The sequence below is a fragment of the Clostridium aromativorans genome, from assembly GCF_020908015.1.
Lineage (GTDB): Bacteria > Bacillota > Clostridia > Clostridiales > Clostridiaceae > Clostridium_B > Clostridium_B aromativorans.
In genome coordinates this window covers 63,588-79,649 of sequence record NZ_JAJJPB010000007.1, presented here as the reverse complement: position 1 = coordinate 79,649, position 16,062 = coordinate 63,588, and the positions used below count along the sequence as shown (strand labels likewise).

General features: G+C 32.8%; 16 protein-coding genes and 1 tRNA gene. 7 read left to right on the top strand and 10 right to left on the bottom strand.

Annotated features, from left to right (window positions below):
* Nucleotides 1-657 precede the first annotated feature (657 nt).
* On the top strand, nucleotides 658-2,604 hold the full coding sequence (locus LN736_RS07825) for an exosporium glycoprotein BclB-related protein (protein ID WP_229981304.1): 1,947 nt from the start codon (nucleotides 658-660) through the stop codon (nucleotides 2,602-2,604).
* Nucleotides 2,605-2,685: 81 nt separating this feature from the next.
* On the opposite strand, the gene LN736_RS07820 is transcribed toward LN736_RS07825, so the two are convergent.
* Nucleotides 2,686-4,164, bottom strand: coding sequence for a hypothetical protein (locus LN736_RS07820; protein WP_150358954.1), 1,479 nt, complete (start codon nucleotides 4,162-4,164; stop codon nucleotides 2,686-2,688).
* A gap of 419 nt (nucleotides 4,165-4,583) precedes the next feature.
* Between LN736_RS07820 and LN736_RS07815 the strand changes: the two genes are divergently transcribed.
* The gene (locus tag LN736_RS07815; protein ID WP_150356787.1) at nucleotides 4,584-5,387 is read left to right on the top strand and encodes a hypothetical protein; all 804 of its coding nucleotides are present in this window, start codon (nucleotides 4,584-4,586) and stop codon (nucleotides 5,385-5,387) included.
* Between the two features lie 349 nt (nucleotides 5,388-5,736).
* Here LN736_RS07815 and LN736_RS07810 read toward each other — a convergent pair whose 3' ends face one another.
* The 4 genes from LN736_RS07810 to LN736_RS07795 all read right to left on the bottom strand — a co-directional run bounded on the left by LN736_RS07810 (nucleotide 5,737) and on the right by LN736_RS07795 (nucleotide 7,716).
* Entirely contained in the window at nucleotides 5,737-5,949 is a 213-nt protein-coding gene (locus LN736_RS07810) for a hypothetical protein (RefSeq protein WP_150356788.1), read from the bottom strand.
* 161 nt (nucleotides 5,950-6,110) lie between these two features.
* The gene (gene aroD / locus LN736_RS07805; protein ID WP_179978423.1) at nucleotides 6,111-6,875 is read right to left on the bottom strand and encodes a type I 3-dehydroquinate dehydratase; all 765 of its coding nucleotides are present in this window, start codon (nucleotides 6,873-6,875) and stop codon (nucleotides 6,111-6,113) included.
* Between the two features lie 66 nt (nucleotides 6,876-6,941).
* Nucleotides 6,942-7,457: a GNAT family N-acetyltransferase gene (locus LN736_RS07800; protein ID WP_179978422.1), complete on the bottom strand. Its 516-nt coding sequence runs from the start codon at nucleotides 7,455-7,457 to the stop codon at nucleotides 6,942-6,944.
* 61 nt (nucleotides 7,458-7,518) lie between these two features.
* The gene (locus tag LN736_RS07795; RefSeq protein ID WP_229981303.1) at nucleotides 7,519-7,716 is read right to left on the bottom strand and encodes a hypothetical protein; all 198 of its coding nucleotides are present in this window, start codon (nucleotides 7,714-7,716) and stop codon (nucleotides 7,519-7,521) included.
* A 166-nt stretch (nucleotides 7,717-7,882) separates the two neighbouring features.
* Here LN736_RS07795 and LN736_RS07790 point away from each other — a divergent pair, with 166 nt between their 5' ends.
* On the top strand, nucleotides 7,883-9,181 hold the full coding sequence (locus LN736_RS07790) for an IS110 family RNA-guided transposase (protein WP_229981302.1): 1,299 nt from the start codon (nucleotides 7,883-7,885) through the stop codon (nucleotides 9,179-9,181).
* 106 nt (nucleotides 9,182-9,287) lie between these two features.
* On the opposite strand, the gene LN736_RS07785 is transcribed toward LN736_RS07790, so the two are convergent.
* On the bottom strand, nucleotides 9,288-9,695 hold the full coding sequence (locus LN736_RS07785; RefSeq protein ID WP_407647120.1) for a MarR family transcriptional regulator: 408 nt from the start codon (nucleotides 9,693-9,695) through the stop codon (nucleotides 9,288-9,290).
* A gap of 254 nt (nucleotides 9,696-9,949) precedes the next feature.
* Here LN736_RS07785 and LN736_RS07780 point away from each other — a divergent pair, with 254 nt between their 5' ends.
* Complete coding sequence (locus LN736_RS07780; RefSeq protein ID WP_229981301.1) at nucleotides 9,950-10,624, top strand: NAD(P)H-dependent oxidoreductase; 675 nt, start codon at nucleotides 9,950-9,952, stop codon at nucleotides 10,622-10,624.
* Between the two features lie 74 nt (nucleotides 10,625-10,698).
* Here LN736_RS07780 and LN736_RS07775 read toward each other — a convergent pair whose 3' ends face one another.
* Complete coding sequence (locus LN736_RS07775; RefSeq protein ID WP_150356792.1) at nucleotides 10,699-11,472, bottom strand: SDR family NAD(P)-dependent oxidoreductase; 774 nt, start codon at nucleotides 11,470-11,472, stop codon at nucleotides 10,699-10,701.
* A gap of 53 nt (nucleotides 11,473-11,525) precedes the next feature.
* Nucleotides 11,526-11,852 (bottom strand): winged helix-turn-helix transcriptional regulator, encoded by a 327-nt coding sequence (locus LN736_RS07770; RefSeq protein WP_150356793.1) that lies wholly within the window; start codon nucleotides 11,850-11,852, stop codon nucleotides 11,526-11,528.
* 109 nt (nucleotides 11,853-11,961) lie between these two features.
* On the opposite strand from LN736_RS07770, the gene LN736_RS07765 reads away from it, so the two are divergent.
* Entirely contained in the window at nucleotides 11,962-12,750 is a 789-nt protein-coding gene (locus tag LN736_RS07765; protein ID WP_229981300.1) for an amidohydrolase family protein, read from the top strand.
* Between the two features lie 244 nt (nucleotides 12,751-12,994).
* On the opposite strand, the gene LN736_RS07760 is transcribed toward LN736_RS07765, so the two are convergent.
* Nucleotides 12,995-13,070, bottom strand: a tRNA-Trp gene (locus LN736_RS07760).
* A gap of 46 nt (nucleotides 13,071-13,116) precedes the next feature.
* The gene (locus LN736_RS07755; RefSeq protein WP_229981299.1) at nucleotides 13,117-14,055 is read right to left on the bottom strand and encodes a metal ABC transporter substrate-binding protein; all 939 of its coding nucleotides are present in this window, start codon (nucleotides 14,053-14,055) and stop codon (nucleotides 13,117-13,119) included.
* A 230-nt stretch (nucleotides 14,056-14,285) separates the two neighbouring features.
* Here LN736_RS07755 and LN736_RS07750 point away from each other — a divergent pair, with 230 nt between their 5' ends.
* Both LN736_RS07750 and tsaE read left to right on the top strand, forming a co-directional pair.
* Nucleotides 14,286-15,605: an HD-GYP domain-containing protein gene (locus LN736_RS07750; protein WP_229981298.1), complete on the top strand. Its 1,320-nt coding sequence runs from the start codon at nucleotides 14,286-14,288 to the stop codon at nucleotides 15,603-15,605.
* Nucleotides 15,606-16,061 (top strand): tRNA (adenosine(37)-N6)-threonylcarbamoyltransferase complex ATPase subunit type 1 TsaE, encoded by a 456-nt coding sequence (gene tsaE / locus LN736_RS07745; RefSeq protein ID WP_229981297.1) that lies wholly within the window; start codon nucleotides 15,606-15,608, stop codon nucleotides 16,059-16,061. It abuts the gene before it with no gap.
* Nucleotide 16,062: the final 1 nt, after the last annotated feature.

The window sequence follows — 16,062 nt, the reverse complement described above, 5'->3', positions numbered from 1 at the left end:
TAACTTATTATTTTCACAAAACAACTTTTTTTTATTTATCTACTAACTATAGTATACAGAAAAAATGTTAAAAAATAAACATGCAAATTTAAATAATTTTTATTTTATAATTTATTAACAAAAATTTCTTATCTAAATTTAATCTTAAAAAAGTATCAATAGTCAAGATTCTCTGATTTACAAATTTTCTAAGTGGCATTTTAGTGGCATTTTAAGAGATATGTTAGTCAATTTTTATAAATATCGGCTTGTATATACTTGTTATATATTATTAAAATTATATACCTGTACTCTTATTTTGTCAACGATTTCAGATAATTTATAGGAAGTTCCCCTCTCATATATTTATTGAATATATTTTTAGTCTTAATTCCTTTTTTGTAAAATATATGTACATTAGTTTGGTATATATTTAACAAACATAGATATACTAAAAGGATCTTAAAACTCTTATTTTATTCTGAATAACTAAATTTATATCAATTTGTCATTATAGTACTATAAAATACCTACATTACCATTAAAATTCTACTTACTACAAAACTACAAAATGTAACCAAAGCCTATATAATTCCATATATTATAATTAACCAAATATTAAACTATACAACTTTTTCATTACAACAGAATAATACTCGAAAATGAGGAGGCAATCTTATGGCTATTTTTACAGTTTATCCTACTGATGATGTATATATATCAGAATTTTTTCCAAATACAAATTTTATCTCATCACCAGCTTTATATAGCGGAGAGTACACCCAATATAATGGATGTCCAGATGCATATGCAAGTTTACTAAAATTTAACATTGAAGATTCAATACCAAACGGATCTGTAATATCAAATGCCTATCTAAATATTTACGTAAATAGAAAAAATAAGCTTGATTGCAAGTATCCCTGCCAATCCATAACTGTCTACAATAACTTAAATAATTTTAGAGGAAATACGGTTACATGGAATACTGCACCCGATATTTCTATAACTCCATATAAAAAAACAATATCTGATACAGATGTGGGAACATTCATAAAAATAGATATAACAAATTTAGTAATTAATTGGCACAACAACACTCTTGCAAATAATGGTATAACTTTAGTTGGAATAGAAAATATCGTAGATAGCTTAATTGGATACGATAGTAGTAGAACTGCTAATTCACCTTATATATTAATAAAATATACCTGTAATTCACCATCTCCAGACTATAAACCTTGCCCTCCTGATCCTGAATGTAAGCCTGGATGTCCTGGCCCTCAAGGCCCTAAAGGTCCTAAGGGGTGCAAAGGTGATCCTGGTACTCAAGGCCCTCAGGGTCCTAAAGGCTGCAAGGGTGATCCTGGATGTCCTGGTCCTCCAGGTCCTAAAGGCCCTAAAGGATGCAAAGGTGATCCCGGTATTCAAGGTCCCCAGGGTCCTAAAGGTGACAAGGGCGATCCCGGTGCTCAGGGTCCGCAAGGTCCTAAAGGGTGCAAAGGCGATCCTGGCTGCCCTGGCCCTCCAGGTCCACAAGGCCCTAAGGGGTGCAAAGGTGATCCTGGTATTCAAGGTCCTCAGGGTCCTAAAGGTGACAAGGGTGATCCCGGAGTTCAAGGTCCTCAAGGTGACCCAGGGTGTCCTGGTCCTCAGGGTCCTCAAGGCAGGCCTGGATGTCCTGGCCCTAAAGGCCCCAAAGGTGATCCTGGATGCCCTGGCCCTCAAGGTCCTCAAGGTAGACCTGGATGCCCTGGCCCTCAAGGCCCTCAAGGTAAACCTGGCTGCCCTGGCCCTCAGGGTCCTCAAGGTGACAAAGGAGATCCTGGTGCTCAAGGTCCTCAAGGAAATACCGGTTGCCCTGGTCCTCAAGGCCCCAAAGGTGATCCTGGATGCCCTGGCCCTCAAGGCCCTCAAGGTAAACCTGGCTGCCCTGGCCCTCAGGGTCCTCAAGGGAAACCCGGCTGCCCTGGTCCTCAAGGTCCCAAAGGTGATCCTGGATGCCCTGGTCCTCAAGGCCCTCAGGGTAAACCCGGTTGTCCCGGCTCACAAGGCCCTAAAGGCGACAAAGGAGATCCTGGTGCTCAAGGTCCTCAAGGCCCCAAAGGAGATCCCGGACATGGTTCTATCATTCCATTTGCATCAAATGATCCAGTTATGTTAACTACTTTTTCAAATGGAACAGTTAACACGGTAAGTCTGATAGGATTTGGAAATTCAATCAACAATATTAATATTTATAAAGGTAAAATTTATCTCGGTGGAATTGGAAATATAGCTTTCTCTATACCTCGAAATGGAGTTATAACTTCAATATCGGCATATTTCAGCACTAGCAATTCATTTTCATTAGGAGATGGCTCAGCAACTATTAAGGCACAATTATACAGTTCAAATACTCCAAATAATAGTTTTGCACCAATTCCAGATGCCAGCGTTATACTGCCACCTATAACTGGGCAAGTTGTTGATATTGATACTATTACAAATAATATTAATACTAATTTAAATATACCAATTGATTCACAAGCTCGTTTATTAATGGTATTTTCAATAACAACATCAGGTATTTTCTGCAGTAGTATAATAGAAGGTTATGCAAGCGCAGGTATTACTATAGAGTAAGGTAACATTTTTAAAACCATCAATAAATTTATTCTTCAAAAATTTAGGGAAGTTTGTTCTATTCAAACTTCCCTTCAACATTTATAAGCCATGATCTTTTTTCCCAAATAATTTTGCCACGAATGACTGATTCTTTTCAGTTTCTAATTGATCCTTAAGTTTTTTATTCTCTTCAATCAGATAATCCACCTTTTTCTTTAGTAACTGATTATTTTTTTCTTTCTCCTCTAATTTATCCTGTACACTCTTTGTAATTATTTGCTGACTTGAAAACTGACGTTTTACTTCATCCATTTGTTTTTCGATATTTTTTTTGACCTCCATAAAAAAATTTAAATTTTCTTCTAATCTCTTTTTCTGTTCAATAATTCTAGAAAGTTTATTTTCATATTCATCTGCAACATGTTTTTTATTTTGTAAATAAACACTAAAAGAATCAATCTTCTCCTTAAGGATAATATTCTCATGACAAATACTTTTAAATTTTTCCTTTATTTCTTCAATGCTTTCATCCTCTTGGCCAATATTCAAGCTTTCGCCGCTTACCTCTTCTTTCAACAACTTTATAATATTTTCTGCCAAATCTGCAGGCGAAAAAACAAATAATCCATCTTTTTCTGTTCCATAAACTATATATGACTGTTTACTTTCTCTAATATTAATAAAATTATATATCTTAATTTCAGTTTTTGAATCTTTATTGAAGGGAATATGTCGACTCCATTTTCCAAATCTGTAACTTGAGCAAAGCACATTATTATTTTCTTGCCAACAAATAAAAAGTTTATTATTTTCATAAAATATGATTGGTTCAATAGGTTTTATTTTGCTTTTATAAACTTCACACTTTTTCATATAAATGTCACTTTCAATACAAACATGTTCAAGTAAATATGTTGATCCTTCTTTAGTCCTATTAATTATATTAAACATACCAGAATCACTCGCCACTTTGAACAATATATTATCGCCTTGTAATCCATAAAGCCTCTTATCCGAAGTCCATAAATTGCTTTCATATTTACAATAAGATAATGATATTTCATCTCCACTATCTGAAAGGAAAAAGACATTAATGCAATCATTATTGCCTATTTCTATATCATAGTATTTGTCAACTTTACTCGATAAAACTATATTCTGAATAGTGTAAAATTTTATTTCTTTTCCATCCCATATGTAATGCTTTAAAATTCCATGTTTACTACCATCAAATGCTTTAAGCAAATAAAAAAAATTTAATTTACCCTTTAAAATTACAGCTTTTAAGCTTTCAATTTTAAACTGATTTTTATCTATATGATAAAGTAACCTTCCGAACCATTTACCATCCTTCATAGTACAATATCTCATCTCATATTTCTTGTTAACATATATAATATGAATCATTTCATCTTCAACACAGACAGCGAATTCAATTACTTCCACATCAATAAATTTCTCTTTTGTCCATTTCCCCTGATCATGTATCAATTTATACATCAATACATCAGTATCGTTTAAATAGATTTTCCACATATCATTATTGATATTAAATATCCACGGATATATATTTGCCATAATATCTTTCACCCCTTTAAATTATATTTTTGTTAATATAATTTATAACCCACATTTTATAAAATTTTATTAAATATATTATGTTTGGATATCACAACTATGATACTCAAACATAATATATAATGTAAGACGATATAACTTTTTCTGTACAAATCGTTCAACTTTTTACATTAATGAAGAATATTAAAAATTCTCAAATAAAAACAGAGACTTCATAAATCATCTGTGAAAATATTGATTACTTCATGTTGTTAAAACAAACTATATCTTTCCTCCCAATGAGTTATTACATTGTATAGTATCAATTTATCTTCTCATAGTGGAGAAAAATATAAAAAACTAATGGTAAAAAACAGATAAACAAATGCCTACGGTATACCGCGGACAGTTAAATTATAATATTTAAAGGAGGAAAATCTATGTCCATAAATTTTAATAAATTTGTGCCCCGTCCAGGCCTCGTAAACAAACAAGGGCATTTACCAGATCCTTCAGAATTAGTTTGTGTAGAAGTTCCTAAAGTTTTTGATCAATGCTTGATTAAAAGATGCATTTCCTATTGTGAAGGGCCCGATACAGCTACAACAGATTATGAATTGAGAAGCAATCCATTAGATAATCCAAAAATATACATTGGCTGTAGAGATTTTAAAATTACATTGACATCAATAGAAAAAATACCACTTTCATGTGAGAATGGCTTCAAAAAATTAATCATTTGTTATACTATTTCATTTTATGCAGATTATATCGACTGTAATGCAGTAAATAAAAGCGAGCTATTCGAAATAAACAGACAAGATGTAATTGGCAAATTCTATTGCCCAGATTCATTGTCTAAAGTATCCTGCAACCAATCAAACAGTTCAAAAGATGAAATAGACAACATTATAAAACTCGAAATGGTGGCTGATGTACTTCAAGCCGTATTGCATGAAGATGAAAATAATTGCAAAGTTTTAGATATCACTTTGGGATACTATATAATTGTAAAATGTGAACTTATAGTACAGCTGCTAATACCAGCTTACAGCTACTGTCCAGTTCCTAAGGAACCATGCGAACCTGAGCCTGAAGAAAATGTATGCGACAAATTCAATAGATCACCAGTGCCAAAGTTTTATCCAGATCAAAACTTGAGTCCATTATTCCCTGATTCTGAAACAGATTATGAACCAGAGCACCAGACAAATTCCAAAGAAGATAATGGGTGCAATAATTGATTATAATCACAGATATATTTAAATTAAGTGCTGTACTTTATCATTTAAAACAGATTTCATAATTCTCGTTATAAAATTTTGAATAAAAATGGCCTCAGGTCTCAGTAAATTTTCTACCTTAATAGAGAAGCATATTAGTCAAATTATTAAATATTTATCTTATGGCTGTTATTGCCAATTCCCCCAGATTCCCGAGAGTGGAAGATGATAAATAATGTTACATTTATAGATAAATTTCTATAGGCTTCAGATGATAAAAAATATTCTATACGTACAAAAATTTCATCCGAACCTGAGAATCACTTGATATGCTTCTCTATTTAAGTACATATTATCTTTAGTTTTATATTTATTCTTCCAGTGTAACTACGTATTTTTTGTATTTACAAGGTTCAATTGAAGATATATTATTTATATTAATGATTACTCTATTATTATTCCTACAATCTTGAATTTCCAAAAACTTATCTTCTATACACCCATAATCCGAAATAACTCGTTGGGGATCTTTATCTACAAAATACTCAGTACCGCTGTTCATAATTATTTTAGATCTATCCATTTCAAATTTCTCCTCTGTCAATTATTTTTAAATCAACATAAAAAAATGATTTAAGAATAATATACCCTATCTGGCGTCTATATATTTTATTGTAGATATCTGTATCCTATCAATCTTCATTAAAGTGATAACATACACAATTATGCCAATCCTATAGTTACCTATTTGCAGGCAATAAGTCGAAGCACTTTATATAACTCACCTGCTTCTAATTGTCCCGGAGCAGAGGCGGATTTAGCTGATCCAAAAGTAACTGCTGAACCAAAAATTTCACCTGCTATTCGGCTGATGATACCTAATGAGCCCATAGATATAGTGATAACCGGAGTTTGGCCATGACAGCATACCATCTCATTAGTAGCAGCTAATAAATCAAGCACATCTTGGGCACTGGAAGGCATTACCGCAATTTTAGGTAAGTCCGCACCTAGATACTGCATTCTGCACATCTTTTCCACCAACGTATTCTTCTCAGGTGTATTTTCAAAATCATGGCTGGAAATAATAACTTTTATACCATGTCGGTGCACTGTACCCACCATTTCCCTCACCAATTCATCACTTCCAATGGACAATTCAATATCAACAATGTCAACATCGCCAGTAGCTGCAATTGACTCTATAAGTTTTTTATAGTATTCCACTGTAATTTTCTTTTTTCCACCTTCTTTGGCAGTTCTAAGAGTAAAGATCAGAGGAATATCACCTAAAACTTTCCTAATCTTTGCAAGGATTTTTTTCACTTTTCGAATATTATACACATCCTCATAATAATCAATTCTCCACTCCGCCAAGTCCAAATTGATTGTTTTTAAATATGTTATTTCCTCAACAATATCTTCATCATTAGAACCCATAAAAGGTACTGCAATCTTAGGAATTCCGTCTCCCAACTTCACATTTCTTACTCTCATTACATCTTTCATTTTTCTTTCCCTCTCTGTCATTATTAGCAAACTCCATCTGAACCTGAGAATCATTTGATAATTATTTTAAATAACATACTTATCCGGATCTAATATCTTTTCATAACAGTTAAATGGCTTTTCCTTTCCTAAAAAATTAATCTCCCCAATAAATTTGTAATCACACTTTTTAAATAATGAATTCATCTTTGTATTTACTGAATATGTATCAGTTTTTAAATATCTGACATTGCTTTTGAGTGCAAGTCTCTCAGCTAATTTCAGTAATTCAGTGCCAATGCCAATTCTTCTATAATTTGAGTTAACAGCCATTCTGTGAACAATCGCAGCCTCTTCATTTAATGTCCAATTTAAATCACCATATTCAGCTGGTTCCACTTTATTAATACATACAAAACCAGCTAAATGCCTTTCTCTTTCCAACACAAATAAACTCTCTTTTTGAATGTCATTTATAAAATCCTCTTTCCTTGGATAATTTTCATCCCATTGAGTATTATTGTAGGTATGCATTTCCTCAACGGTCCGTTTTATAATTTTCATTATATCCTCTATATCCCTCACATTTGCCTTTCTTATCATAATACCACTCCTCGTATAATAAGTTTATATCCAAGAAAAACTGGTTATAAACTTATCTTTTTTATAGTATAGAGGTAGGAGACATCTTTGAGGGATTCTTCCTCATCCTATTCCCATCTATACAATTAATATTTATATATTCAATAAAGGTTATCCCGTGGTATGATATCAGCAGAGTCTGATGTCCAAAGGCACTGCTTTCACTCCTTTCAGCCAACGGCTTGTTGTGTCTGCTTTTTAAGCTTTCAGCCTGGTTCATGTGGCATATTCCGCTTACACAGATGTTTCATCTCCTGTTGTAGCTCCAGCAAAAAAGCTGGCAGGGTGCATGCTGATTACGCGAGGTTGCGGTCACTATATGATGCACGGGATAAACCTTTTGCTTCAGATTTCAAAAATACTTAATCGGAAAGGATGGTGATATCATGTTAAAGATTAACTTTATGTCTACTTTGTTTGTCGGTATTGATGTCAGTTCCAAATCCAATGTTGTTTATGCAATGGATTTTTACAAAAATAAATATATACAGTCTTCTTTCTCCAACAATCAGCCTGGTGCAGATGAGCTCTCTGCTTTAATCAAAGATTGCATGGTTGCTCATTCTGATTTGAATACCATTGTGATTGCTATGGAATCTACTTCTGTTTATAACATTCACATAGCGAACCATCTTTCTACTTGCCCAATATTGCTTCCATTCAAACCTTATGTTTTCTGTCTAAATCCAAAGATGACAGCTAACTATAGGAAAGCCTTTACTGCTATGGCTAAAACGGATCCTTTGGATGCCTTTATTATTGCTGATTTTGCAAGAGCTGGTTTAATCGAAATACAGCCTTGGCGTGGAAGCCAATTTTTAGCTTTAAAACGTCTTACCAGACATCGCTTGCATCTGACAGAATGCATTACCAGAGAGAAAACATATATGGTTTCTAACTTATATCTCAAATTCAGTGAATTACAGCTCCTTAGTGGAGAAAAGCGGCCATTTAGCAACATTTATGGTGCCACTTCATCTGCTATTCTTACAGAATATTTATCTCCTCAAGAGATTATGGATGCTTCTGAAGAAGAGCTGCTTGCATTCATTGCTGAAAAAAGCAAGAACAGAATTACAGATATTTCAAAAACCACTGAGCTTTTGAAGAAAGCTGCAAAGGATTCCTATCGCCTTGACAAATGCCTTTATGAGCCTTTAAACATCTCTTTGGCAAGTTCTTTCAACTGTATTGATACTTTTAAGAAAGAAATCAAGGCTATTGATGATGCCATTGAAAAAACAATCAAAGGCATGAATCCGAATGCACTTACCATTCTCAAATCAATTAATGGTATCGGTCCTGTGTTTGCCGCTGGAATCATTGCTGAAATTGGCGATATAAATATTTTTCATTCATCTGATGCTTTAGCCAAGTATACAGGGCTTACTTGGTCAAAAAATCAGTCTGGTGATTTCGATGGAGAAGACACTTGTATGCAGAAAGCTGGTAATACTTATCTGCGTTATTATCTTGGTGAAGCCGCCAACAGTGTCAGAAGGCACATTCCTGAGTACCGGAATTACTACGCTAAAAAATACAGCGAAGTTCCGAAACATCAGCATAAAAGAGCACTTGCGTTGACATCTCGTAAATTCGTACGACTCGTTTTTGGTTTGCTGGTCAAAAACCAACTGTACACCGGTGAAAAATTAGACACCGAACTTCATATCAACTCGAACTGATATTCGATTTTTTGTCAAAAAATTCGAACGTCTATTTCGTGTACCCTTTTTTAAGAAAAACATATCGAAATCTTTTAAAAACTATCTTGACATATTACCAGATTGCTTAAAAATTTTTTGATTTTTCCCAGACACTCTCAACATTTTCCCTCATTTTTTTTGCTAATTTATAGGCTAACTTTTTTTCTCTTTCATCAAGATTGCAGAAACAAATTTGGATATATTTATTTTCTTCATCAATAATGAAAGAATATATATCCAATGCCCTTTTACTTGGATAAAGTCTCCACATCCTTTTATCCACATCGTCTCTTTTTCTATCTATATAATCAGCTTCAACGAGTTTTTGTATGGCTTTTGTAGTAGTTGTTTTATCTACTTTCAAAAGATTTGATAAATCCACCTGATTAATTCCAGGATTCTCACATATCCTGGTAAGAAACATAAATTGGCCTTTTTGCAATTTTATCTCCTTGAATTTAACATCACTCATAAAATGAATACAACGTGACAAAGCTCCTATCTCTCTCAATATACAGCTATATAAATTTGTTATATCTTTCACCTCTCATAAATACAATTGAAGTTTTCACTATAATCAGTTTATCATTTTTTAGTTGAATGTTCAACTATATTGTTCTACAGTTATAAATTGTTTAATATTGCAATTATATTTTCTTAATATTCAAAATCTTATTTTCTTGCTAATAAAATAAAGTATAATAAATATATAGAATGCATTAAATTTATATAAAAAAGGTGATCATTATGGATAAAGAAAATATTAAAGAACAGGTATTAAAAGCATATAAATTCAGACACGCTTGCAAAGAATTTGATGGTACAAAAAAGGTTTCAGATGACGATTTCAATTATATACTTGAAGTAGGCAAATTATCCCCCAGTTCTTTTGGGTTCATACCATGGAAATTTTTAATACTTCAAAATAGAGAAATCAGGCAAAAAATATCTCCTGTAAGCTGGGGTGCAAAACTCAAACTCCCTGATGCAAGTCACTTTATAGTAATACTATCGAGAAAAACACCAGATCTGATATACAACTCCAAATATATATCACATATCATGGAAGATGTCCAAAAACTTCCTCAAAATGTAATTGATCAAAGAAAAAAGGGATATGAAAACTTCCAGAAAAACGATTTTAAATTACTGGAAAGTGACAGGGCCCTGTTTGACTGGGGATGCAAGCAAACTTATATAGCTCTTGGAAATATGATGACAGCAGCTGCCCTTATAGGAATTGACTCTTGTCCTATAGAAGGATTTAACAGAGATCAGGTAGAAGAAATTCTGGCAAAAGAGGGGTTACTGAACAGAGAAAAATTTGGAGTTTCCTGTATGGTAGCTTTTGGATACAGGAAAAAGGAACCAAGGCCCAAAACCAGGCCGTCCTTGACAGATTTAGTTCAATGGATCAAGTAACATCATTTGGTATCAAAACAGCAGATTCTAATAGAATCTGCTGTTTTGATCAATCACTATTTTTATCCAATTATCTATAGTCTTCTTATCAACTCCCACAACCATATCATGATCTCATGGGGAATAAATTTGGCCACTATTCTGTGAATAAAACATACTGGTCCCGGAGTAGATACCGGCAGCCCAATCCTGCTGTCATTAAGTGCTATAGCTGCCACATTTTTTGCCCTACCTGCAAATATAAAATTTCTTATTTTTCTACCATCCCTGCTATGTTTGGCTTTGGGAATAAATTCAGTATCTTTAATCCAGTAAGGGCAGACTGCTGTCACATGAATGCCTCTCGGCAGTAATTCTATTCTCAGAGCCCTGCTGTACCTATAAAGAAATGCCTTGGTAGCAGCATATACATTCAGGTATTGAAATGGCTGAAATGCAGCTGTTGAGCATATTTCAATAATACGACTTCTCCTTTTCATGTATGGCAGCACCGCTACAGTCATATCGACAGCAGCACGACAATTCAAATCTATCATATTGTCACTGTCCAAAAGACTTATATCACTATAACTTCCAATTTTACCGAATCCAGCTGCATTTACTAGTATATCCACCTGTGGTTTTTGAGCTTTCAAATATTCTATAAAATAATCAATACTTTCTCTTTTAATAAGGTCAAGGGGCAAAAGCTCAATTGGAACGTCAACTCTGGCAGTCAATTCCTTAAGGCGTTCTTCCCGTCTGGCAATGACCCAAATTTCACTGATATTTTTCTCTTTAGAGGCAATCTGATAAACAAACTCTCTGCCAAGCCCACTTGAAGCACCGGTTACTATGGCAATTCCCATTTTATCCCCTCCTCATGATTAATATATTCTTTATTATTCTTAAAAAATTCCTGTTAGATACCATGATTCCTTCCCCATTGACACATGACTTTTACAAGGGGTATGAGACTTTTTCCCTTTTTGCTGAGAAAATATTCTACTTTAGGAGGAATCTGCATATACTGCCTTCTCAGTACAATACCTTTATTCTGCAGTTCTTTTAACTGTGAACTCAGCATTTTATGGGTAATTCCATCAATATTTTTTTTCAATACACCATATCTTACAGTTCCCATGCAAGCCAGCAAATAAATTATCTTCAATTTCCATTTCCCATTTATAATTGACAAAGTGTACTCAAAGGGCTCCTTATTTCCTACATAACAAAGCTTTTCTGACATATCATTACTCTCCTTTATGATAGTATAACACAAAAAAGTGCATACTATTATTTGTATTTATACCGGATATAATAGAGATAATCAAATTTTTAAAACTAGGAGTGATACTATGATTATCGATGGACATTCTCATCTTACTTTACCTGTGGAAGAACATATAAAAATCATGGATTGTGCGGGGGTGGACAAGACAGTGTTATTTTCCACGTCATTTCATCCTGAATTGGATAAAAATACACAGGAGGTAAAAGCCTCAATGAATTATCTCAATGAGCTGTTGGCCGGTAAAAAGGGAAATATGACAGAAATACGAAAAAAATCAATTGAAGAACTGGTAAAAGCTATTAATTTGTATCCTCATCGCTACATTGGATTTGGTGCTGTACCTCTAGGATTGGATTTGAGCACTACAAGGCAATATATCTCAGATAATATTGAGAAAAATCATCTGGCAGGAATGGGTGAATTCACCCTTGGAAGTGGACAAATTCCTCTTTTGAAAAATATCTTCAAACTATCAGGTGAATTCGGAAATCTTCCAATTTGGATACATGCTTTTTTCCCACTTACATTACAGGATATTAAAGAAGTATCCAATTTTGCACGGAAATATCTCTCTACTCCTGTTATTCTCGGACACCTGGGTGGAATCAACTGGCTTGAAACAATGGATATTGTAAAAGAAACCTCCAACTTATTTCTCGATACCTCTGCATATTACTCCACACTTGTTTTAAGAACTGTTATCAACGAATTACCTGATAAATGTATTTTTGGAGTGGACAGGCCTTTTGGTGACCTTGATCTATCCAAGGAAACCATATTGAAGGTTGCCAAGTCACAGTCCATTGCAAAAGCAGTATTGGGAGAAAATATAGCACATATACTGAAAATTTAATTTAAAGCACAAGGTACATATATGAAACATGGCTCGGTATCAAAGTAAAAATAAATAATTCTGAAAAAATAATAGACAGCCCTTCTCACAAGCTATCTATTATTTAAACAAATAAATTTTATAAAGCAGACTAATTCACCCTGTCTATTACTAATAGTGCACCATAAAAAAAAAGAGCCTATATTAAATCAGCTCTTCAACTTTTGCACCTTGTGCGATTTCTGTACGGTTTTCATTTTAAAAATGGCAGGGGTAGAAGGCTTCGAACCCTCAACCAACGGTTTTGGAGACCGCTACTCTACCAATTGAGCTATACCCCTAAGACGTTATTTATTATATAATATAAAATAGTAAATTGCAAGTTTTTTATCTCTTATAAATATTTCCCAAATTTTTAATATTGTATTTGAGAGTATCTTCATATGTAAGATCTCCGTCATAAATTTCTATTTTTACCGCCTTTATATTATAATCTTTCAATATTTCAGCATTATCTTTTAATATAGCTTCATCATTATATAAAAATATCATATTACTATTTTTTAATTTCTGCTCTAAACTTTGCTTTTCATCTGGATCTTTGGGAATTATACTGCCATTTTCCCCGGGATTTATCTCCAGAGCATTTAAATTGTTGTATTTTACAAAATAGCTCAGTTGATCTTCAGCCACAATAAAATTATAGTCACTCAGTTGATCATCTACAGATTTTAAATCATTTTTATAACTATTAAGATTCTTCAATGCTTCAGAAAAGTTCTTCTCATAAATATCCCTATTCTGTGGATCCTTGTCTTGAAGTGCATTTTTTATATTCATAAGCATTATTCTATAATTATCAATATTAGTAAAATAATATGGATTATACTTTAAAATCCTGCCATCATATTTTACTGTTTTATTATAAGTTAAAAGCTGCACTCCTCTAGAAACGTTAGTTACTCCAACTTTGTTCTTATTTAATTTATCTACAAAACTATCTATCCAAGGTTCAAAACCTGCTCCTACGTAAAAAAAGAGATCTTTTTTAGATATATTGTTTACACTATCTTCTGTAAATTTAAAATTCATTTCACCTGACCTATTATTGAACATGTATTCAACTACATGTCTATCTTTAACTATGGATTTTACCATATTGTACAAAAGTTTGTCAGTAGTTACTATATTTAATTCCACATCTTTTCTCACAGCCAATTTATTAACATTTTTATCTGTTTCATTATAATTCTTGCCACTACAGGATGCAAAAAATATTATCAAAAAAAGCATAATTAAACTTACTAATCTTTTCAAGTTTTTCACCTTTCTCCCTACATTTTAAAATAAAATAGTAGTACCTTGATCAAGTGATTCTTAAGTTCGGATAAATTAGATAATAACAAATATATTTTACATAAAGTGATCTAACATTGCAAATTACTTTTATAATTCATAAATCACTCTTTATGTGCTTAACTATAATATGTTTATCAGATCATTTTATTGTGATAGAATTATATATAGTTAATATACCACTAAATGGAGGTTTAACCATGAAAGTTAGTATCGATAAAACAATAAGATCTATGGCAATAGCTCTTGATTTAGCCCAGATAAGCTCCAATTATAACAATTTTCCGGGAAATGATCCTATTATTGAAAATATAACCAATGTAAATTATTCCGATCATAAGTTCATGCATCATTCCCAGAGAACTACATACATAGCACTTGAAATTGCAAATCAAATAAATCTAAACCAAAAATGCAAAGATAGAATCTACGTATCAGCGTTATTGCATGATATAGGGGCAGCAAACTTTCTTTATGACAAAAGCCACTCTGCCAATCTTTTTATAAAAGAGCACTGTAAAATTGGAGCTAAAATAACAGAACACTTTCCCATATTCAAGGATCTGTCCACTATAATATTATATCATCATGAAAATTTTAATGGCAGTGGACCTATGAAATTATCTGAAAATGAAATTCCCATAGAAAGTCAAGTAATAAGAATCTCCGATTTAATAGAAATATTATATAATGAAAATTTGTCTAACTTTCAACAAAAGGATAATATTATAAAATGGGTTAAAAATAATTGCAACAAAATTTTCTCCGAAACAATCGTAAGTGCTTTTTTAAAGAGTGCAATGCACGATATATTCTGGTTAAATCTTCAAAACATATCTTTTGCCAGTTTCATATTAGACAAAATGCATCCAAACCTAAACATGTTTATGGGCATAGATGAATTTGAGGATATATCCGTGATATTTGCAAATATAATAGATAATAAAAGTAAATTTACTGCAACTCACTCCAAGGGTATAGCAAATTTAGCCTACAGGGTCTCAAAACACATTGGATATCCTGTAGAAAAATGTCGTGAGATGAAAATTGCAGGTCTTCTTCACGATATAGGTAAGTTAGCTATTCCCCTATACATATTGGATAAAAACGATTCTTTGACAGATGAGGAATTTAATATAATAAAATCCCATGCTTATTACACCAAAATAATTTTAGACAGAATAGAGGATATACCCAACATAAGCGAGTGGGCATCAAATCACCATGAAAAATTAAACGGCAAGGGATATCCGCGTGGTTTAAAGTCGGATGATCTATCTGAAGAATCCAGAATTATGGCGGTATGTGATATATATCAGGCACTTACGGAAGATAGACCTTACAGAAAGGGCTTATCTTCTGTGAAAGCTTTTAGTATAATGGATAATATGGCACTTGAAAATTTTATATGTTCTAATGCACTAAATTATTTAAAAGAAGTTATATATATTTCCTCACATTCTTCTAAAAAATATATAGCAGCTTCTTGTAAGAAGAAAGATACTCGGGAGATGAAATAATTGGAATACGTTTCAAAAAGTGTGGAAGATACCATGGATTTGGGAAAAAGATTGGGAAATTTATTGAATGCCGGTGACATAATCTGTCTTAAAGGTGATCTTGGCACTGGTAAAACCTACTTTACCAAAGGTATAGCATCGGGTCTTAAAATAAACACCACTATAACAAGCCCAACTTTTACTATAGTAAATGAATATGAGGGAAGACTAAAACTCTTTCATTTTGACGTGTACAGGGTGAACGATATAGACGAAATATCATCTATAGGATTTGATGAATATATTTTCAGTTCTGCTGTAAGTGTTATAGAATGGGCTGATTATATTAAAGAACTAATACCAGAAGAATGTATATGGGTAAGTATTTATAAGATGCCAGAAAAAGGTCTTGACTTCAGAAAAATAATAATAAAACACCATGGAAATAGATATAATTATATAAAGGAGTTAAAATAGA